Genomic DNA, 18,869 nt, shown 5'->3' with positions numbered 1-18,869 from the left:
GGACGCCGGAAATCTGCGACAAGTGCGCAAAACGCGGTCAGGGGGCGGCCGGGGACTGGGGGGCGGCCGGGGACTGGGGGGCGGCCGGGGACTGGGGAGAGGGTGTTCCCAGACCGTGGAAGGTCTTCTCCCAGTAGGACGGATTGCGCAGCAGCTGCCAGCAGCCCTTGGCGGCGGCGATGCTCATCATGAGCCAGTAGATCGGGACGGTGACGCACGCGAGCAGCAGGTGCGAGTTCCCGGTCTCGCGGCAGCCGACGATGTTCATGTAGATCGCGGCGGCGTTGCCGAACACCAGCGAGACCAGCGCACCGTAGTAGATGTACGGCGGGAACACGTCGGCCACGATCAGCGGCTGGCCGAGCAGCCACGTGAACGTGATGAACCAGAACACCAGGTTGAGGCACGCGATGATCGGCGTCCCGGCCAGCAACAGGGTGAACCGGATGAAGCTGAGCGCACCGAGTGAACGCCACGCCTCGAGCGGCCTGCGGGTGTGCACCAGCCACGACTGCAGATACCCCTTGTACCAACGGGATCGCTGCCGGATCCAGTTGATCGGATCGCTGTTGGCCTCCTCGATCGTCGTCGAGTCCAACACCGCCGTCGAGTAGCCCGACGCCGCGATCCGCACGCCCAGGTCGGCGTCCTCGGTCACGTTGTGCGGATCCCACGCACCGATCTCGTCGAGCACCCACCGCTGCAGATGATTGGACGTGCCGCCCAACGGGATCGGCGACCTGGTCTTCATCAGCCCGGGCAGCAGGAAGTTGAACCACACCGCGTATTCGGCGGTGAACCAGCCGGTGAGCAGGTTCTGGCGGCCGTTGTCGTAGGCGAGCTTGGCCTGTACGCAGGCCACGTCGTCGGGCTGACGCGCGAACGCGGCGACGACCCGGCGCAACTGCAGCGGATCGGGCTTGTCCTCGGCGTCGTAGATGGTGACGATCTCACCGGTCGCGAAATGCAGGCCGTAGTTGCACGCCTTGGGTTTGGTGCGCGGCTGCGCGGCGGGCACCAGGATCACCGTCACGATCTCGCCGCCCGGCACGGAGATCGCGTCCTTCGCGGCCTCCACGGTGCCGTGGTCGTCCTCCTCGAGCAGCAGCAGCACCTGCAACTTCTCGCGCGGGTATTCGAGCGCGGTCATGCCCGCGACGAGGTCGTAGATCACCTCGGTCTCGTCGTACGCGGGCACGAGGATCGTGTAGGAGGGCAGTTCGTCGTCCGGAATCGCCCGGGCGTCCTCGTCGGAGACAGTGACGATGGCCTCCCGGTCGAGCCCGCGGGCGAAGATGATCAGACGGTCGATCATGGTGGCGACGTACGCGAGCGTGCACACCGCGATCAGCACCGTGAAGGTGCCGATCGGGAAGAACACCGCGCAGCCCACGACCAGCGCCGCCACCGCGAGCGCCAGGTTGCGCTGCCACGGCACGAACGCGACCGCGGCCGACGCGAGCGGATGCCGCTCCCGCAGGCCGTCGACGGCGTCGTTCAACGCCGCGGCCTTGAACTCGTCGGCGACGGCGGCCGAACGGTCGGCGCTCATGCCTCGTCCGCCTTCCACTGGGCGTCGACGAGCTGCGTTCCGACGACGGCGAGCATGTCGCGATCCTTGTACTCGGAGTTGTCGTCCACGGTGACCGCGTTGCCGCGGATCAGGACGTTGAACGTGTTGGTGACATCGGACGCCATCGAGGGCGTCGGCCGCGGGAAGATCGCGTCCGGGCGATGATCGTCGACGGTCACCAGGTTGACCCGCTGGCTGATGTCGTCTCGCGTCCACGTGAACGACAGCAGGCTCCACGTGAGCAGCGCCTCCTCGTCGACGATCGTCGAGAACTCGCCCTGCACGCCGTGACCGAGGTCCACCGGCACGGTGGGGCTGCGGCGGGCGTCCCTGAGGCGGTAGAGCGTGTCGGTGGGGTACACGGTGAGCGTCGCGGGGCGGTGCGTGTCGAGAGTGTCGATGACGACGCGCCGCGGCCGTGCCTTCGAATCCCAGTCCGGGTTCCCCTCGTCGGCGACGATCGTCTGCCGCACGAGCGTGGCGCGGCGCCCGAAGAAGCGGTTGGCCCAGTCGAAATCCTCGACGTCCTCCTGCGTCCATCCCGACGGCACGACCAGGCCCGTGCCGGGCGTCGACGGACCGTCGGCGACGACGGTGGCCGGGGGATCGGGCAGCGGGATGAGGGAGAGCACGAAGGCGACCGCGACGACGACCAGGCCGGAGCGGACCAGGCCGGTGCGCACGGCGGTGGGGCGCTGCGGCGCCACGGAATAGGCGGCACGCCGGTCCGTGAAGTAGTACCCGTACTGCAGGTACATGCCGATTCCGACCGTCACGGCCGCGACACCGGCGGGCACGAATTGCACGACCAGCCGGGGCACGTCGGGGAAGACGAACCAGATGAAGGCCAACACGGCGACGCCCACGGCGATCGTGGCGACGGCGCCCACGATGCCGCGTCGCCGCGTCCTGCCCACAGCGATTCCGGTGGCGGCCGCCGCGAACGCAGTCAGGACGACGCTCACGTGCTGCGACTGGCCGCCCAGCATCACCACGACCATCCGGTAGGGGAGGGGAGCGATGAGCAGAAGCATCAGCCACACGGGCCAGAACCGGCCTACCGGTCGCAGCCCGAACAGCAGCACCGCAGCGCCCACGACGAACAGCAACCACGACAGCAGATCGATGCGCAGGACGCTGAACTGCTCGGCGTATCGGGGTAGCAGCAGCCACTGGACCGCAACGGAGACCAGCAGGGCCATCCCGCCGACGAGGCTGTCGATCTGCCGGTCGTGAATGGGTAATTCGCCGACGCGGCGTCGGGCGATGCCGATCGCCGCCACGGCGGCCAGGAACGGCATCACCAGGATGTAGCCGAGGAAGTCGCCGCCACGAAGGTCGTCGACGGTCCGGACCACCGAGGGCCAGAACGCGGCGAGCGAGCAACCACCGATGAGCAGCCACCGCAACAAGATCGACGTGCCGGTGAACGGTGCCGGTGCCGAGGACTTCCCGCCCGCGGTCGCCGGCGCAGCGGCGGCGGCCTGGGCCTCCTCGCCGTCGCCCACGGGGGAGGTTTCGATGCCCGGGGTGGCATGCGTCATCGTGGTTTTTCCTCCCCGCTCGCTCGAACACATGTGCAGTCGAGACTATTTCGCAATCGTCGAGCGACGCGGTCTACACCGGACCGTTTGCACTTCCATCTTGACTCATCACGGCAGCGATCGGAGTGTTACACGAAGTGACAGGTGTCGCTCCGTGACCAACCTCTCCGAATCACACCGATGAAACTTCAACTTTTGAACCAGCGTTTGGTACAAACCCGTGATTGAATGGTCGCGACGAAGGTGAGCGTGGTGGCCGTTCCGACGGGCCCTGGCTGCGCACAAGAAGTTTCGGATTCGGGTTCCTTCGTTCAGCCGACCGTCGTCGACCCACTCGACCGGATGCCGGCAGCACGTAGAGGACGATCTGGGGAGAGTTCATGGCAAGGACGGGGGCGCCCTCGCGCGCGCCGCGACGCAGGCTCGCAACGCTCGTGACGGGCACGCTCGTCGCGATCGCCGCGCTTCTGCCGGGAGCCGGCACGGCGTCGGCTCAGGACTCCAGCGACGCGACTGTCCCTACCGGACAGTCAGTTCCGTTCCCCGAGCTGGGACGCCCCGCCGACCTGCAGTTCGTGTCGGACTCCGCGCCCGTGACCGTCACTCTCCCGGTGCCGGACGGGCTGCAGGCCCGCCGGCTCACCGGAAGCCTCACGACCCCAATGGACTTCCGGCAGGGGTGGCTCGAGGTCCGGTCCGACGCCCGTGTGGTCCAGCGGGTGGAGATCCCGGCCGCGAACGAGGGCGGCATCCCGCTGTCGGTACCGCTCGACGGCCTGCCCGTGACCGACCGGTCGGTGAACCTCACGATCACGAGCCACTACATTCCCGTCGACAACCGCTGCTACGACCGCAGCCAGTTCGCCCCGCTGACCCTGCGTGACGCGGCCGTGGACTACGCCGGCGCCGAGCGTCAACCGGCGTCCCCCGCCGAGTTCCTGCCGCCGATTCTCCGGAAGCTGACGATCTACGTCGCGGACCCGTCGTCGGCGGCCGAGCAGAACGCCGCATTGACGTTGAGCACGGCCGTCGTCAACCACTACGGCAATCAGCCCACCCGCGTCGAGGTGGCCCAGCTGCCCGCCGGTGCCGGTGTGCCGCCGGTGGCCCCGGCCCTGTTCGAGCGATCGATCGCCGTCGGTGGCGCCTCCGACGCCGGAATCGGGCTGGAGCCGACTCCCGCCGGTGCGCCGGTACTGCGCATCACCGGCAACGAGAGCGCACTCTCGTCGCAGGTGGACCTGTTCGTGGCGAATCTCGACGGCTACGCGGCCGCCAGTCGCGCGATCGCGGCTCCCGAGGTGAAGGTGCCGGAGGTGGCCCAGGACGTGGTGACGCTCGAGCAGCTGAAGATCGGCTCGCTCACGGCGTCCGGCCTCAACCGCATCGCGGTGCCGATCGAGGTCAATCAGACCCAGCTCGGCCGGCCGATCCGCGACCTGTCGGCGCACCTGTTCGGTACCTACGTCCCGCTGCCGCCGTCCCGGAGCGGCATCCTCACCGTGAGTCTCGGTGGTACCCAACTGGCCAGTGCGCCGCTCGACTCGACGGGCAGGTTCGACGTCCGCGCCGACGTGCCGAACAACCTGCTGTCCCGCTTCATGACGCTCACGGTGGCGCTCGACATCACCGGGGACTTCCAGTGCGGAACCAGCGACGCGTCGTCGCTCACGGTCGATCCGCGCAGCACCGTCTCGTCGCACCTCGCGTCGCCGCCGCTACCCGGCGGGTTCGCGTCGCTGCCGCAGACCCTGCTGCCGACCGTCGACGTCGGCCTCGGCGACAACGGCCTCGGCGACCTGCGCCGGGCCAACCAACTCCTGGTCCAGATGCAGCACAGCAGCTACCTGCCGCTGCAGCCGCGGGTGCGTCCGCTCACCGAGGCCGCCACCGACACGCTGCCGGCGATCCTGATCGCCGCCGACGGCAATCTGCCGCAGTCGGTGCGGCCGCCGCTCGCGTCGGCCGACCCCGCACTGCTCGCCCTGCAGGGCGTCGCCGGGACCACCCCGTACGGCACGCTGCAGGTGACCGAGCAGGGCAACCGCACGGTGGTGCTGGCGACGTCCAACGGCGAACCCGGCGACCTCGACGCGTTGCTCGGCTGGCTCGACGCCGATCCGTCCCAGTTCCCGCGCCTCACCGGCGACGTCCTGATCGGTCCGCGTGACGCGCAACCGTTCGCGATCGGCGTCAAGGTCACCGACGTGGCCGCGCAGGCCGACTCCGAGGAGGACTCCGGTATCGGAACCGGCGCGATCGTCGCGATCGTCGCGGGGACCGCGGTCCTCGCCGTGATCGTGGTCGGCGCGACAGTGTGGCTGCGCCGGCGCCGGTCGTGACCTCGACGACGGCCCTGCGTCCGGCGCCCGCGCAGGGGGGCGCCGGACGCGGAACCCCACGCGTCCGCGAGCGGCGGAAGCCATGGGCGCTGTACGGGATTCTGTTCACCGCCTACGTCGCGGTGGGCGTGTGGATGAACGTCGGTGTGGGATTCATCTTCACCGACTCGTTGTCCCGCGTCGCGGCGGTCTCGGGGGTGCTCCTGAGCCGGGACCCGCACCTCGCGGCGATCGGATTCGTCTTCACACCACTGACCGCGTTCGCGCAGTTGCCCCTCGGCTTCCTCGGGCACTGGTGGCCGGAGTTGTTGCGCTGGAACCTGACTGCGGCGGTGATGTCGGCCGCGTTCATGGCCGGCGCCGTCGTCCAGATCCGCGGAATCGCGCGTGACCGTGGCTGTTCCACGGTTCTGGTGGTGGTGCTCACCGCGCTGTTCGCCCTCAACCCCATGATCGTCATGTACGCGGCCAACGGCATGAGCGAGGCGCCGTTCGTGTTCTTCGTGTGCTGGGCCGTCCGCCGGCTCATGCGGTGGATGCGCAGCGACGGCGTGCACGACCTCATCGCGGCGGGCATCGCGCTGGCCCTCGCCTATCTCACCCGCTACGACGCGATCGCCCCGATGATCGTCGCCGGCGCCCTCGTCGGCCTGGTCACCGTGATCCGTCATCGCCCCACCCCGCAGTCCGCGCGGGGAGATCGCTGGTGGGCGGCCGCGGTCGAGGTGTCGATCGTCGTCGGACCCGGTATCGCGGCCTTCGTCGCGTGGTCGTTCACGAGTTGGCTGATCACCGGCACCGCGTTCCAACAGTTCTCGTCGGTGTACGGCAACAGCGCGATTCTCGAGCAGTCCGGCGGCGGTGCCACGACCACGGGCGTCGACCGGGCGGTGTTCTCGCTGACGGAGATGGCGGTGCTGGGGCCGGCGGTACCACTGCTGCTGATCGTCGCGGCCGTGCTCGCCTACCGCCGCCGCGACGCCGAGATCCTGGTCCCGTTCACGATCTTCGGCGCGGTCCTCGGCACGCAGTCGCTGCTGTACCTGATGGATTCGACGTTCCCGTTCCTGCGCTTCTACATCACGATCATCCCGTTCGCGTTCGTGCTCGTCGTCCTGCTCACCCCGAGCCGGGCGCCCGTGATCTCGCACCGCCCCGGGCATTTCGCACCCGAACCCCGTCCGATCCCGGCCTACCCGGGACCGTCACCACTGATCGCGTTCGCGGTGTGCCTGCTCGTCGGATCGACCGCGGTGACGACCGTCGCGATGGGCAACGCCCGGCTGGCCGCGCTCGAGCACTCCATCGCGAGCGCGATCGTCCCGGGCCGGCAGGACCCCACCGAGCTGGCGATCCTGCGCACATTCGGTGCCGAACGGCGCATCGCCGACTACCTCGACCGCCTCGACCTGCCGGAGGGCTCCGTCCTGCTCGACACCGTCGAGGGGTTTGCGGTGGTGACGGCGTCGGCGAACCCCAAGCAGTTCGTCATCACGTCGGACACCGACTTCGCGGAGATCCTCGACGACCCGGCCGGGAACGGCGTCCAGTACATCCTGGCGGTCCCGAACACCAAGCGCGGCGTGGCCGACGCCGTGAACCGCCGGTACCCGACGATGTTCGAGACCGGCTCGGGTGGCGTCGGCGCGCTCGTGCTCGAGATGCGCAACGACGGCGGCACCGAGCCCGAGATGTGGCGGCTCTACCGGGTGACCGGTCAGCTCACCCCGGGTGGCTGAGAGCTACGCCTGGTCGGGCGTGGCCGCTCCGATCAGGTCCGCGATCGACGGGTTCCGGCGCAGCGTCTGCCCACCGCTGACGTGCAGCATCTGGCCGGTGACGAAACCGGATTCGTCGCCGGCCAGCCACGCCGCCACGTTCGCGACGTCCTCGGCGATGCCGACCCGCCCGAGTGGGATCTCGCGCAGGTAGAGCGAGCGGATCGGTGGGTAGTTCAGTCCACCGCCCGACATCGGGGCGTCCGCGACGCCGCCGGGCGCGATCGAGTTGGCGCGGATCCCGCGCTCACCGTATTCGTTGGCGATGCACCGGATCACGTGGTCGATACCGGCCTTGGTGCCCATGTAGGCGGCGTGGTTCTCGAACATGATCGACGCCGTGACCGACGAGATCTGGATGATCGAGCCGCCGCTCGGCATGTTCGCGACCAACCGCTGGAAGAACTGGAAGGGCCCGGTGAACTGGACCGCCGCCATCCGCTCGAGATCCTCGCGGGTGGTGTCCTCGAACGGGGCGAGCAGACCCCACCCGGTGGCGTTGACGCCCACGTCGATGTGTCCGAACAGGTTCCGCGCGCGCTCGACGAGCGCATCCAGGTCCGCCTCGGACGTGATGTCGCACGGCTGCCACTGCGCACCGATCCCGTCGGCCACCTCGGCGAGCGCGTCCGGGCGCCGACCCGCGACGAGCACGGTGGCACCGTCGTCGGCGTACCGACGGGCGATGGCGTGGCCCACGTTGCCGGGCGCCACGCCCAGCACGATCGCGGTCTTTCCACTCAGCTTCGTCATACCGGCGCGCACTCAGCTACCGAAGAAGTTGCGCGCGTACATGTTGAGATCGCCCATCGCCCCGCTGTAGACGTTGAGGTCGATGGCGGCGTTCACCCCCGGGATGCGGCCACTGTCGGTGTACTGCCAGAAGGCCCAGTTCTTCCACCCACCCGGCAGCGGGCCGGGGTAGTTGCCGCCGTTGTAGTCGGCGATCCACAGTGGGTAGTTGGAGAACTCGGTGGTGTTCGCCATCGCGGTACGCCAGAAGTTGGGGTACGTGTAGATGATCGGCTGACGGCCGGTGAGAGCCTGCACCGAATTGAGGTAGCGGCGCGTCCAGTCGATGAGTTGCGGCGCCGCGAGACCGCCGGTGCTCTCGAGGTCGAGCACCGGGGGCAGGCCGCCGATCTGGTTGACCGCCAGCGCGTTCGCGGCGAAGAAGGCCGCCTGCGCCTCGGGTGACGCCGACGGGTCCGCATAGTGGTACGCGCCGCGCGCCACTCCGGCGATGCGCATCGCGATCGAGTCCTGCGCGAAGTACGGGTTGGTGTAGAACAGGCCTTCGGTGGCCTTGACCATGCCGAACTCGTAGCCGGCTCCGCGCACTGCCCCCCAGTTGATGGGCGCACCCCCCGGATGCTGCCACGATGCGACGTCGACGCCCTGCGGCGCCGCCACCGCGACCGCGGGGGCTGTCAGCGTCACCGCCCCGGCCATGGCCAGTATTGCGACACGCGACAGGGAGCGACGACGGTTCCTCGGCATTGCCCGAGACTAGACGACTTCCTCACCGCGCGCGCCTGTTTCGCACCGGGTATCGGTATCTCACAGACAGTTCACAGCGGCGTTCCACACGGTTCATCAGCCGAGCCAGTCCAGCACCGCGGCCGCGGTCCACGACTGCTGCATACTGCCGAGCGGCTCACCGGTGAACGGCTCGTAGTACTCGGCGAAACTGCCGTCGGCGGCCTGCCGCAGTCCCTCCGCACGCAGCATCAGCGACCGCTCGGCCCAACCGCGACGCGCGAACGCCCACGAGAACAGCCACGTCATGACGGGCCACACCGGTCCGCGCCAGTACTCGCGCGCCCGGAAGTCCCGCGACACCGGCGACGTGGACGGCGGCACCGCGTACCGCAGATCCGGATGGGTGCAGAAACGCGGACCCTCGAAGGTGTGCAGCAGGCCTCGCTCGGTGTGCCGGTCCAGGCCACCGCACAACAGGGGCGCGAACATCGCGATGGTGTCGGTGGCGATCCACCGCCCGGTGCGCAGGTCGAGGTCCCGGGCCGCGCCGGAGCGCGCGTCGGTGGTGGCCACGACGCCCTTACGGAAGTGGTCGGCCCAGGAGTGCAGTTCGCGGACATCGGCGTTGGGTCGCGAATGCTCCTCACCGATCGTGGCCAGCACGTCGCACGCGAGCGCGAAGACGGCGCTGACGAATACGTCCTCGACCGCGAAGCTCATCTTCTCCGGCAGCGCCTCGTCGTCGTAGCGGACGCTCTTCATCTCCTCGAGCAGCCACAGGTAGCGGTCGTACTCGCCGTTGCTCGGGCGCTGCGAGGCATCGGTTACGACGGTGACGTCCTCGCGCCGATACGCCGGGACAGGGCCCGGAATCACGTTGCCGTACGGGATATCCCACCGGGGCGAATTGTCCATTCCGGACTCCCACCCGTGGAACAGCGTGATGCGCCCGTTCCCGTCGCGGTCCCGTGCCCGCGCGAGCCACCGGTGCCAACGCATCAGGTCCGGCCACCGCCGGTCCAGGAACTCCTCGGCGACCGCCCGGGTGCTGCGGCCGTGCCGCCGGGCGTGGTCGAGGATCCGCTGCACCGCGATCGCGTGCACGGGCGGTTGCGTGATGCCGGAGGTGTCGACACCGATCGGCGCATGTCCGGCCAGTTCCCCGCACTGCCAGCGCGCGGGGCCGGGGAAGTAGCCGTCGACCCCGTTCGCGAACACGATGTGCGGGATCATGCCGTTGCTCCACTGCGCCGACAGCAGCGTGTCGAGTTCGGTGACCGCCCGCTCCACGCTCAGCGGCGCCAACCCCACGGCCACGAACGCCGCGTCCCAGCTCCACATGTGCGGGTACAGCCGCGGCGCGGCGGTGGTCATCGTCCCGAGGTCGTTGCCGCGCAGCAGGTAGGCAGCTCGCGCCGCGAGCTGGGTGGGCGTGAATCCCGGGTCGATCATCGTCCCATTCTGCGACTCACCCCGCGAACGCGCGCGTCCAGGTGAGCAATTCGTCGACGGGCCACGTGTTGACGACCCGCGCCGCCTCCACACCGCACCGTATCGCGCGCTCACAGCCGAGCCCCTGCCACGCCAGCTGCCCGGGCGCGTGCGCGTCGGTGTCGATCGCGAAGAGACAACCGATGTCGACGGCCAGATCGATCAGCCGGCTCGGCGGGTCCCGACGCTCCGGCCGGCTGTTGATCTCCACCGCGACGTCGTGGTCGCGACACGCCTCGAAGACCTTCTCAGCGTCGAACTTCGACTCCGGACGGCCGCCGCGGGCGCCCTCGACGAGGCGGCCCGTGCAATGCCCGAGCACGTTCACCCGCGGATTCCGTACCGCGCCCAGCATTCTGCGCGTCATCTCCGCCCGGTCGGCGCGCAGGTGCGAATGGACGCTCGCGACCACGACGTCCAGTTCGTCGAGCAGCTCCGGCTCCTGGTCGAGCGCGCCGTCGTCGAGGATGTCGACCTCGATGCCGGTGAGGATCCGGAACGGCGCGAGTTCCCGATTGAGCTCCCGCACCGCCGTCAGCTGGGTGCGCAGCCGCTCCGCGGACAGGCCGTTCGCGATGGTCAGCCGCGGCGAGTGGTCGGTGAGCGCGCAGTACTCGTGGCCGAGGGTCGCCGCGGCGCGCATCATCTCGTCGATCGGGCTGCCGCCGTCGGACCAGTCCGAGTGGACGTGCAGATCGCCGCGCAGCGCGGGCTGCAGGTCGCCGCCGTAGCCGATGGGCTCGGCGGCGTCACGGAGCTGTTGCAGGTAGTCGGGCACCTTACCGGCGACCGCCTGTTCGACGACGGCGGCGGTCTTCGCGCCCACGCCGGGCAGCGACGTCCAGTCGCCGGAGCGCTCCCGGGCTCGGCGTTGCTCGTCGGTGAGACCGGCGACCACGTCCGCGGCCCGCCGGTACGCCTTCACCCGGTACGTGACGGCCCGGTCGCGTTCGAGCCAGAACGCGACCTCCCGCAATGCCTCGACCGGCCCCGGATTCGCCATGCCTCCATGGTGCCTCCGGGACCGGCGTCCGGCAGGGCTATTCGTCGTCGGCGACGGTGAGGGTGACCTCGATGTTGCCGCGGGTGGCGTTCGAGTAGGGGCACACCTCGTGCGCCTTCTCGGTGAGCGCGAGGGCCTCTCCGCGCTCGAGGTGCGGCAGCGAGACCTCCAGCGTCACGGCCAGTCCGAAGCCGCCGGAACCGTTGGGGCCGATACCGACCCGCGCGCCCACGGCGGAATCGGTGACGTCGGCGCCGGCCTGCCGCGCGACCAGCTGGAGGGCGGAGTGGAAGCACGCGGCATACCCCGCCGCGAACAGCTGTTCGGGATTGGTGCCATTGCCGCTGCCACCCATCTCGGTCGGGATGGCGAGCTCGAGATCGAGACGTCCGTCGGACGTCCGGGCGCGGCCGTTGCGGCCCTCGCCGGTGGCCAGTGCTTCTGCGGTGTAGACGATGTTCACGGTGCCTCTTCTCGGTTGTCGGTGGAGGGGGTGTCGAAATCCGCGTGGTGGAGATTGCGGCCGACGGCCATGAGGACGTCGCGTAGCCGTTCCAGCTCCGGTACATCGAGCCCGGTGGCCTGCGCGAGGCGGGCCGGGATGTCGGAGGCCCGGTCACGCAGGGCCGCCCCGGCGGGGGTGAGCCCGACGGTGACGCGCCGATCGTCGCCACCGGCCCGCTGCCGGTCGACGAGACCGCCGGCCTCGAGGCGTTTGAGCAGCGGCGACAGTGTGCCGGTGTCGAGCTGGAGAGCATCGCAGATCTCCTGGACACCCCGGCCGTCCCGCTCCCAGAGCACCAGCATCACGAGGTACTGCGGGTAGGTCAGGCCGAGGTCGGCGAGCAGCGTCCGATAGGCCGCAGTGGTGGCGCGCGACGCCGAGTACAGCGCGAAGCACACCTGCCGGTCCAGTGCGAGGTCGTCGGTCACACCATGAATGTAGACCACAACAATGTTGTGCACAACCTACATCTGCACACGGCGCCTGCCGGTGCCATGCTGGAGAAGGGGCTGCCGAGCACTTGCACGAAAGGCAGAGCCATGAATCGACAGACGATCGAGCACCGCGGCGCGATGGTCGCGGCAGCGGCCGCCACGGCCGTCGCATCGGGACTGCTCGGGGCCGCCGTCGCCGGAGGCGACGACCAGGCCGAGTCGAATCCCGCCACGCTCACCACCGAGGAGGAAGGCACCGACTCGCCGGAGGACCCGAGCGGTCTCGAGCAGACCAATTCCTTCGGCTACATCCCCGAGCACGAGACGACCCTCGAGACCGATCCCATCGGACCGGAGGGTGGCGGCATCGAGGACGACCCGTTCGAACTCGGCGGCGGGCGCATCGACCCGGCCGTCGTCGTCCCGGTGCCCGCAGACGCGACCCTCTCCACCCCGGCCGGTTGAGCGGAGGCGACCCATGACCCCGCCGAACCACTCACCGCTTCCCCGGCGGATCGCCGTCGGCGGCGTCGCCGCACTCGCAGTCGCGAGCCTCGGCCTGGCGGGATGCGACCGCGCGTCGCAGACGGCCAATCACGGATTCCCGCAGCAACCGACGTCGACAACCGACGAAACCGGTCTGCAGCAGACGAATTCCTTCGGTTACATCCCCGAGCACGAGACGACGCTGCCGACCAACGGCAACGGCCCGGGTGCCCCCGGCCCGTTCAACGACAACCCCTTCGACAATCCCGGCCCGCCGTTGCCGGGTGGCCCCGGTCTACCTGCGCACGGCGCGGTACAGCCGACACTCACGACCCCGGCCGGGTGATCGTCGGTCTAGTCTCGGGGCATGGTCTCCCAGCATCCGACGGCCCTCGTCACCGGCGGCAGCCGCGGTCTCGGTGCCGCCATCGCCCGCGAACTCGCACCCACCCATCAGCTGATCCTCGGTGGTCGCAGCGCCGAATCACTCGAGCAGATCGTGGGCGAGCTCGGCGCCGCACCGTGGCCGGTCGACCTCACCGACCACGCGGCCGTCGCGGACGCCGTCGCCGACATCGACCGGCTCGAGGTGCTGGTGCACAACGCCGGCGTCGCCGAACTGGGGACGCTCTCGGAGACGTCGGTCGACATGTGGCGGAAGACCTTCGAGGCCAACGTGGTCGCGGTGGCGGAACTGACCCGGCTGTTGCTGCCCGCCCTGCGGGCCGCGAACGGGCACGTGGTACTGATCAACTCGGGCGCGGGGTTACGTGCCAATGCGGGCTGGGGCGCTTATGCCGCAAGCAAATTCGCGCTGCGTGCCTTCGCCGATGCGCTGCGGCTCGAGGAGCCGGGGTTGCGCGTCACGTCGATCCATCCCGGCCGCATCGACACCGACATGCAGCGCGCGATCGTCGCGTCCGAGGGCGGCGAGTACGACGCCGATGCCTTCCTCACCCCGCAGACGGTCGCGCGAGCGGTCCGGAATGCCGTCGAGACGCCGCGAGACGCGCATCCGACCGAGATCGTGCTGCGCCCCGTACCGCGATAGGACGTCCCGTCAGGGACGGGCGAGTGCCGTGACCGTGACGATCGCGCAGGGGCTCGTGAACTCGACGGTGTCGCCGTTCCCGGGCGGCAGCAGCAACGCCAGTTCCGTCACCGGATCCACGAGGACCACCAGCTCGGTGGGATCGGCGGTCCGGGGCGGTTCGCCGAACCGCATCGTCGCGGTGGCCGCGCCGCGCCGCACCATGACGTTGAGTGCCCGGGTGGGGGTCTCCACCCGGCACGCCGGGGCCCACTCGCCGGCAAAGGCCGTCGTCTCCAGCGGCGCGACGATGCGAGGGGTCGCATCACCGGCACCCGTCAACTCGACGGGCACCCCACCGATCGGCATGAACAGTCGGTCGTAGCCGTCGATCACCGAGAACGTCGACGCCGTCGGCTCGTCCGCGATGCTCACCCGCCACGTCTCGGTCTCGGCGACAACCTGCGTGGTGCCCTGACCGTTGCGCCACCGCACCGTTGCGCGGTCGTCACGTGTACTGCGGAGCGCCGGGGCGCCGGGCGAGTACGGTCCGTCGTTCACAATTCCTCCGCTGACATCGCCCACCATTGCCCGTCCAGTCTTGTATAGACAACCAGGGGGGTCAAAACGTCGGTGGGGTGCGGCCCGGACTCGGACCACACCCCACCGCGCGACATGTCGCCGTCAGCTGACGATCATGTCCTCCTGCGCCCAGTACGCGCGGGTGCTGGTGATCTTGGCGTCGTCGTCGAAGGTCATGACGTCGATCGGCTCCATGACGTAGGTCTGGCCGCCGACCTTCGAGACCGTGCGGAAGTGGAAGGCGGCACTGTTGCCGGCGACGCGGATGGTCAGCAGCTCGGCCGTCTGGTCCATCGCCTCGATGGCCTTGAAGAACGCGCGGATCTCCTCGACGCCCCGCTTGGGCTCGGTGCCGACCGGGTCCTCGACCGTGGCACCCTCCGCGAACAGGGCCGCGACCTGGTCGGCGCTCTTGCTCTCGAGTGCCTTCATGTAGGAGGCGACGGTGTTCTTGATGTCCTCTGCGGATGCCATGCTCGCGAACCTTTGCTCGTGGAACGGATTTCGGGGTCGTGCGCGCGGAGCGTAACCCGGCTCACACGCTGCCCACATCGCTCGATCCCGCCCACCGGACACCGGTGCCCTCACCGACGGCGTGGGCCTGCGCCACCCCGGGGACCGAATCATCCCTTTTACGCGCATTAGGTTAGGCTCACCACTGTCGCGGGGAGGGGGTCGCCGCGGCGGCACGTCCCATCGGCACGAAGCAAGGAATCACGTAGATGAAAGCGCCCCGGCTGTACCGCAGCGCGGCTGCCCTCGCACTGGCAGCCCTCGCCCTCACCGCCTGCTCGAGCACGACCTCCGACGAGGCCGCCTCCGGCGAGACCACCACCGTGACGGTCGAGGACAACTTCGGTTCGCAGACGGTCACCGTGCCGGCGGCGTCGGTCGTCGCCACCGACAACACCACGTTCGAGACCCTCTCCGCGTGGGGAGTGCCGCTGAAGGCCGGTGCCGTGGCGCTGATGCCCGACACGATCTCGTACAAGCAGGACTCGAGCATCGTCGACCTCGGCACCCACCGCGAACCGAACCTCGAGGCGATCGTCGCGGCCGATCCGGATCTGATCGTCAACGGCAACCGCTTCGCGCAGTTCCGCGAGGACTTCCGCAAGCTCGCCCCGAACGCCGCCATCGTCGACGTCACCCCCCGCAAGGACCAGCCGCTGGATGCCGAACTCAAGCGCGGCACCACCGTCCTCGGCGAGGTCTTCGACAAGCAGGCCGAGGCGCAGCAGCTCAACGACGAGTTCGATGCATCCATCGCCCGGGTGAAGGCCGCCTACGGTGCCGACACGACGGTGATGGGCGTCATCGTCTCCGGCGGCAAGATCGGCTACGTCGCCCCGCACACCGGCCGGACGATCGGCCCGATGTTCGACATCTTCGGTTTCGAGCCCGCGCTCGAGGTACCGCAGGGTTCCGACAACCACCAGGGCGACGACATCTCGGTCGAGGCAATCGCACAGTCGAACCCGGGCCTGATCATCGTCATGGATCGTGACGCCGCCACCACCGATGCCAAGAAGGACGGCTACATGCCGGCCGCCAAGGTGATCGAGGGCTCCGCCGCCCTGCAGAACGTGGAGGCGGTCAAGAAGGGCAACGTCATCTACATGCCCGCCGACACCTACACCAACGAGAGCATCCAGACGTACACCGCGTTCTTCGACGCGCTGGCCGACCTGCTCGAGAAGAACAGCAACAGCTGAGCCCCCGGCTACCCCGTGGCGACGGCACGGAGCCGGACCACGGGGTAGCCACTTGCTCGCAGTACGGAAGTTTCTCCGATGAGTGCACCGACCGTCACGGTCCGCGACAAGGGTCGCCTGTTCGACTGGAAGCTGTTGCTCGGCTTCCTCGGCGTCGGCGTATTGCTGACGCTCTCGCTGTTCACCGGCGTGTTCGACATCTTCGGCGGCGAGGCCGGCTGGGAGATGTTCAACATCACCCGCATCCCCCGCACCGTCGCGCTGGTACTCGCGGGCGCCGCGATGGCGATGTCCGGCCTGGTCATGCAGCTGCTGACGCAGAACCGGTTCGTCGAACCCACCACCACCGGCACCACCGAGTGGGCGGGGCTCGGCCTGATGATCATGATGATCGTGGCACCGGGCGCCGGGCTGATGCCGCGGATGATCGGCGCCATCGTGGCCGCCTTCGTCGGCACCCTGATCTTCTTCCTGTTCCTGCGCCGCGTCCAGCTGACCTCGTCGCTGATCGTGCCGATCGTCGGCATCATGCTGGGCGCGGTGGTCGGCGCCATCACGACCTACCTCGCGCTCGCCACCGACCTGCTGCAAAGCATGGGCATCTGGTTCGCCGGCAGCTTCACCTCCGCCATCCGCGGCCAGTACGAGGTGCTGTGGATCGTGGCGATCGTCGCGGTGGCCGTGTTCGTCGCCGCCGACCGGTTCACCGTCGCGGGGCTCGGCGAGGACGTCGCCACCAATGTCGGCCTCGACTACAACCGCATCATCCTCCTGGGTACGGGCCTGATCGCGATCGCCACCGGCGTCGTCACCGTCGTGGTGGGCAACCTGCCCTTCCTCGGGCTGATCGTGCCGAACATCGTGTCGATGATCCGCGGCGACGATCTCCGCAGCAACCTGCCCTGGGTGTGCCTGCTGGGCGTCGCGATCGTCACCGTCTGCGACCTGGTGGGCCGGACGATCATCGCGCCGTTCGAGGTCCCCGTGTCGCTGATCCTCGGTGTCGTCGGATCGATCGTCTTCGTCGCCATGCTGCTCCGGAGCCGCCGCCATGCTTGAGATCCAGCCGACCCCGGCCGTCGTCGAGACGCCGGCCACGCGCGAGCGAGCCGGCAGCGGCGCCTTCGCCACCGTCCGCGACCGTCGTCGCTACTGGGCCGTGGTGAGCGGGCTCGCCGTTCTCGCAGTCGCATTCGCGTTCGGCGTGCTGGCATGGGACAACCCGTTGCCGGTGGGCAGCCCCGGCTTCTGGCGGGTCGCCGAACTGCGGGCGACCAGCTTGGTCGTCATCGCGATCGTCGTGATCTGCCAGGCGATGGCGACCGTCGCGTTCCAGTCGGCGACGAACAACCGGATCATCACGCCGTCGATCATGGGATTCGAAGCCCTGTACGTCGCCGTTCAGACCGCCTCGGTGTTCTTCCTCGGTGCCGCGGGAGTGGTTGCACTGCAGGGCGTCCCGCAATTCGCGCTGCAGCTGACGATCATGGTGGTCTTCGCGATGCTGCTGTACGGCTGGCTGCTGTCCGGCAAGTACGGGAACATGCAGGTGATGCTGCTGGTCGGCATCATCCTCGGCGGCGGGCTCGGGTCGGTGTCGGCATTCATGCAGCGGCTGCTGACACCGAGCGAGTTCGACGTCCTCACCGCCAAACTGTTCGGCTCGATCTCGAACGCCGAGGTGGCCTACCTGCCGCTGGCTGTGCCCCTGTGCCTCGCGGCGGCGGGAGCGCTGTGGTGGCGGGCCCGACGGCTCAACCTGGTGGCCATGGGCCGGGACGTCACGACGAACCTGGGACTGGACCACCGTCGCGAAGTCATGATCGTGCTGTTCCTGGTGTCCGTGCTGATGGCCGTGTCCACCGCGCTCATCGGCCCGATGACCTTCCTCGGCTTCCTGGTCGCCACGCTGGCGTACCAGTTCGCGGGCACCCACGACCATCGCTACATCTTCCCGGTCGCGGTGCTGACCGGCTTCGTCATCCTCACCGGCGCCTACTTCGTGCTCAAGAACATCTTCTACGCCCAGGGCGCGGTGTCGATCATCATCGAGGCCGTCGGCGGCGCCACGTTCCTCATCGTGATCCTGCGGAAGGGCAGACTGTGATCGAGATCAAGGGCATCCGCAAGGACTACAGCCGAGCGGTGACGATCGGCCCGATCGACCTCCGGATCCCGGCGGGCGGCATCACTGCACTCGTCGGCCCCAACGGCGCCGGCAAGTCGACACTGCTCACGATGATCGGACGACTGCTGAGTCCGGACGCGGGCAGCATCGAGATCGGCGGCCACGACGTGACGCGCACGCGCTCGAAGGATCTCGCCAAGATCGTCTCGATCCTGCGGCAGGAGAACCACTTCGTCACCCGACTCACGGTGCGCCAACTCGTCGGGTTCGGCCGGTTCCCGCACACCAAGGGCCGGCTCACCCGCGTCGACGAGGAGGCGGTCACCCGGGCGATCGACTTCTTCGGCCTCACCGAACTCGAGGGCCGGTACCTCGACCAACTGTCCGGCGGGCAGCGTCAGCGCGCCTACGTGGCGATGGTGCTGTGCCAGGAAACCGACTACATCCTGCTCGACGAGCCGCTCAACAACCTCGACATGAAGCACTCGGTGCAGATGATGAAGCACCTGCGGAAGGTGGCCGACGAACTCGGACGCACCGTGGTGATCGTGCTGCACGACATCAACTTCGCCGCGCACTACGCAGACCGGATCTGCGCGATGAAGAACGGCCAGGTGGTCGAATTCGGCACGCCGACAGAAATTTTGGTCGACGAGACGCTGGGCCGGGTCTTCGACACCCCGGTCTCGTGCATGCCCGGCCCGAACGGCCCGATCGCCGTCTACTACTGAGGCGCCTTCGGCACCCGTGCGCCTTTTTGGTAGCCGAGTCCACCG

The 18,869-nt window shown here is 69.0% G+C and carries 19 protein-coding genes; 9 read left to right on the top strand and 10 right to left on the bottom strand.

The window, feature by feature from the left end; all coding sequences use genetic code 11:
- Positions 1-37 precede the first annotated feature (37 nt).
- Positions 38-1,552, bottom strand: a complete 1,515-nt coding sequence (locus tag PSS76_RS01335) for a glycosyltransferase (RefSeq protein WP_337455762.1) — start codon at positions 1,550-1,552, stop codon at positions 38-40.
- Positions 1,549-3,117 carry an exosortase/archaeosortase family protein gene (locus tag PSS76_RS01330; protein ID WP_064076005.1) on the bottom strand — a complete coding sequence of 523 codons (1,569 nt, stop codon included), beginning with the start codon at positions 3,115-3,117 and terminating at the stop codon, positions 1,549-1,551. Before PSS76_RS01330 ends, PSS76_RS01335 begins: the two co-directional genes overlap by 4 nt.
- A gap of 380 nt (positions 3,118-3,497) precedes the next feature.
- Here PSS76_RS01330 and PSS76_RS01325 point away from each other — a divergent pair, with 380 nt between their 5' ends.
- Positions 3,498-5,459: a hypothetical protein gene (locus PSS76_RS01325; protein WP_337455761.1), complete on the top strand. Its 1,962-nt coding sequence runs from the start codon at positions 3,498-3,500 to the stop codon at positions 5,457-5,459.
- Between the two features lie 134 nt (positions 5,460-5,593).
- Complete coding sequence (locus PSS76_RS01320) at positions 5,594-7,198, top strand: ABC transporter (RefSeq protein WP_231849619.1); 1,605 nt, start codon at positions 5,594-5,596, stop codon at positions 7,196-7,198.
- 3 nt (positions 7,199-7,201) lie between these two features.
- On the opposite strand, the gene PSS76_RS01315 is transcribed toward PSS76_RS01320, so the two are convergent.
- From PSS76_RS01315 to PSS76_RS01290, 6 genes are all read right to left on the bottom strand, one after another.
- Complete coding sequence (locus tag PSS76_RS01315) at positions 7,202-7,990, bottom strand: SDR family NAD(P)-dependent oxidoreductase (protein WP_175272102.1); 789 nt, start codon at positions 7,988-7,990, stop codon at positions 7,202-7,204.
- A gap of 12 nt (positions 7,991-8,002) precedes the next feature.
- Positions 8,003-8,737, bottom strand: a complete 735-nt coding sequence (locus PSS76_RS01310) for a glycoside hydrolase family 25 protein (RefSeq protein ID WP_022598631.1) — start codon at positions 8,735-8,737, stop codon at positions 8,003-8,005.
- A 96-nt stretch (positions 8,738-8,833) separates the two neighbouring features.
- On the bottom strand, positions 8,834-10,171 hold the full coding sequence (gene ggh / locus PSS76_RS01305) for a glucosylglycerate hydrolase (RefSeq protein WP_005516701.1): 1,338 nt from the start codon (positions 10,169-10,171) through the stop codon (positions 8,834-8,836).
- A 16-nt stretch (positions 10,172-10,187) separates the two neighbouring features.
- Positions 10,188-11,213, bottom strand: coding sequence for a PHP domain-containing protein (locus tag PSS76_RS01300; RefSeq protein ID WP_005516700.1), 1,026 nt, complete (start codon positions 11,211-11,213; stop codon positions 10,188-10,190).
- A gap of 37 nt (positions 11,214-11,250) precedes the next feature.
- Positions 11,251-11,676, bottom strand: coding sequence for an organic hydroperoxide resistance protein (locus PSS76_RS01295; RefSeq protein WP_005516699.1), 426 nt, complete (start codon positions 11,674-11,676; stop codon positions 11,251-11,253).
- Positions 11,673-12,146, bottom strand: coding sequence for a MarR family winged helix-turn-helix transcriptional regulator (locus tag PSS76_RS01290; RefSeq protein WP_013417663.1), 474 nt, complete (start codon positions 12,144-12,146; stop codon positions 11,673-11,675). The genes PSS76_RS01295 and PSS76_RS01290 overlap by 4 nt, the downstream gene beginning before the upstream one ends.
- Positions 12,147-12,257: 111 nt before the next feature.
- Here PSS76_RS01290 and PSS76_RS01285 point away from each other — a divergent pair, with 111 nt between their 5' ends.
- From PSS76_RS01285 to PSS76_RS01275, 3 genes are read left to right on the top strand one after another with little or no spacing between them, the layout of a single operon-like run.
- Positions 12,258-12,617, top strand: coding sequence for a hypothetical protein (locus tag PSS76_RS01285; RefSeq protein WP_337455760.1), 360 nt, complete (start codon positions 12,258-12,260; stop codon positions 12,615-12,617).
- A 13-nt stretch (positions 12,618-12,630) separates the two neighbouring features.
- Entirely contained in the window at positions 12,631-12,984 is a 354-nt protein-coding gene (locus PSS76_RS01280) for a hypothetical protein (protein ID WP_337455759.1), read from the top strand.
- Between the two features lie 21 nt (positions 12,985-13,005).
- Positions 13,006-13,689 carry an SDR family oxidoreductase gene (locus PSS76_RS01275; RefSeq protein WP_005516695.1) on the top strand — a complete coding sequence of 228 codons (684 nt, stop codon included), beginning with the start codon at positions 13,006-13,008 and terminating at the stop codon, positions 13,687-13,689.
- Between the two features lie 9 nt (positions 13,690-13,698).
- Here PSS76_RS01275 and PSS76_RS01270 read toward each other — a convergent pair whose 3' ends face one another.
- A complete protein-coding gene (locus PSS76_RS01270; RefSeq protein ID WP_231849539.1) occupies positions 13,699-14,229 on the bottom strand; it encodes a HutD/Ves family protein in 531 nt (176 codons plus the stop codon).
- A 123-nt stretch (positions 14,230-14,352) separates the two neighbouring features.
- Positions 14,353-14,724, bottom strand: coding sequence for a nuclear transport factor 2 family protein (locus PSS76_RS01265; RefSeq protein ID WP_005516693.1), 372 nt, complete (start codon positions 14,722-14,724; stop codon positions 14,353-14,355).
- Between the two features lie 248 nt (positions 14,725-14,972).
- On the opposite strand from PSS76_RS01265, the gene PSS76_RS01260 reads away from it, so the two are divergent.
- The 4 genes from PSS76_RS01260 (at position 14,973) to PSS76_RS01245 (ending at position 18,824) form a co-directional block, all read left to right on the top strand.
- Complete coding sequence (locus PSS76_RS01260; protein ID WP_064059497.1) at positions 14,973-15,965, top strand: siderophore ABC transporter substrate-binding protein; 993 nt, start codon at positions 14,973-14,975, stop codon at positions 15,963-15,965.
- 78 nt (positions 15,966-16,043) lie between these two features.
- A complete protein-coding gene (locus PSS76_RS01255) occupies positions 16,044-17,024 on the top strand; it encodes an ABC transporter permease (RefSeq protein WP_005516691.1) in 981 nt (326 codons plus the stop codon).
- Positions 17,017-18,072, top strand: a complete 1,056-nt coding sequence (locus tag PSS76_RS01250) for an iron chelate uptake ABC transporter family permease subunit (RefSeq protein ID WP_064059498.1) — start codon at positions 17,017-17,019, stop codon at positions 18,070-18,072. The genes PSS76_RS01255 and PSS76_RS01250 overlap by 8 nt, the downstream gene beginning before the upstream one ends.
- Entirely contained in the window at positions 18,069-18,824 is a 756-nt protein-coding gene (locus tag PSS76_RS01245; protein WP_337455758.1) for an iron ABC transporter ATP-binding protein, read from the top strand. Before PSS76_RS01250 ends, PSS76_RS01245 begins: the two co-directional genes overlap by 4 nt.
- The last annotated feature ends 45 nt before the right edge of the window (positions 18,825-18,869 follow it).

Source organism: Prescottella sp. D32 (assembly GCF_037287305.1).
In the GTDB taxonomy this organism is placed as follows: domain Bacteria; phylum Actinomycetota; class Actinomycetes; order Mycobacteriales; family Mycobacteriaceae; genus Prescottella; species Prescottella equi.
This window is presented reverse-complemented; position numbering and strand designations above follow the sequence as displayed.

Excerpts from the sequence above, each read along its gene's own strand:
- PSS76_RS01335 (WP_337455762.1), bottom strand. The coding sequence starts at position 1,552 with ATGAGCGCCGACCGTTCGGCCGCCGTCGCCGACGAGTTCAAGGCCGCG.
- PSS76_RS01330 (WP_064076005.1), bottom strand. The coding sequence starts at position 3,117 with ATGACGCATGCCACCCCGGGCATCGAAACCTCCCCCGTGGGCGACGGC.
- PSS76_RS01325 (WP_337455761.1), top strand. The coding sequence starts at position 3,498 with ATGGCAAGGACGGGGGCGCCCTCGCGCGCGCCGCGACGCAGGCTCGCA.
- PSS76_RS01320 (WP_231849619.1), top strand. The coding sequence starts at position 5,594 with ATGAACGTCGGTGTGGGATTCATCTTCACCGACTCGTTGTCCCGCGTC.
- PSS76_RS01315 (WP_175272102.1), bottom strand. The coding sequence starts at position 7,990 with ATGACGAAGCTGAGTGGAAAGACCGCGATCGTGCTGGGCGTGGCGCCC.
- PSS76_RS01310 (WP_022598631.1), bottom strand. The coding sequence starts at position 8,737 with ATGCCGAGGAACCGTCGTCGCTCCCTGTCGCGTGTCGCAATACTGGCC.
- ggh (WP_005516701.1), bottom strand. The coding sequence starts at position 10,171 with ATGATCGACCCGGGATTCACGCCCACCCAGCTCGCGGCGCGAGCTGCC.
- PSS76_RS01300 (WP_005516700.1), bottom strand. The coding sequence starts at position 11,213 with ATGGCGAATCCGGGGCCGGTCGAGGCATTGCGGGAGGTCGCGTTCTGG.
- PSS76_RS01285 (WP_337455760.1), top strand. The coding sequence starts at position 12,258 with ATGAATCGACAGACGATCGAGCACCGCGGCGCGATGGTCGCGGCAGCG.
- PSS76_RS01280 (WP_337455759.1), top strand. The coding sequence starts at position 12,631 with ATGACCCCGCCGAACCACTCACCGCTTCCCCGGCGGATCGCCGTCGGC.
- PSS76_RS01275 (WP_005516695.1), top strand. The coding sequence starts at position 13,006 with ATGGTCTCCCAGCATCCGACGGCCCTCGTCACCGGCGGCAGCCGCGGT.
- PSS76_RS01265 (WP_005516693.1), bottom strand. The coding sequence starts at position 14,724 with ATGGCATCCGCAGAGGACATCAAGAACACCGTCGCCTCCTACATGAAG.
- PSS76_RS01260 (WP_064059497.1), top strand. The coding sequence starts at position 14,973 with ATGAAAGCGCCCCGGCTGTACCGCAGCGCGGCTGCCCTCGCACTGGCA.
- PSS76_RS01255 (WP_005516691.1), top strand. The coding sequence starts at position 16,044 with ATGAGTGCACCGACCGTCACGGTCCGCGACAAGGGTCGCCTGTTCGAC.
- PSS76_RS01250 (WP_064059498.1), top strand. The coding sequence starts at position 17,017 with ATGCTTGAGATCCAGCCGACCCCGGCCGTCGTCGAGACGCCGGCCACG.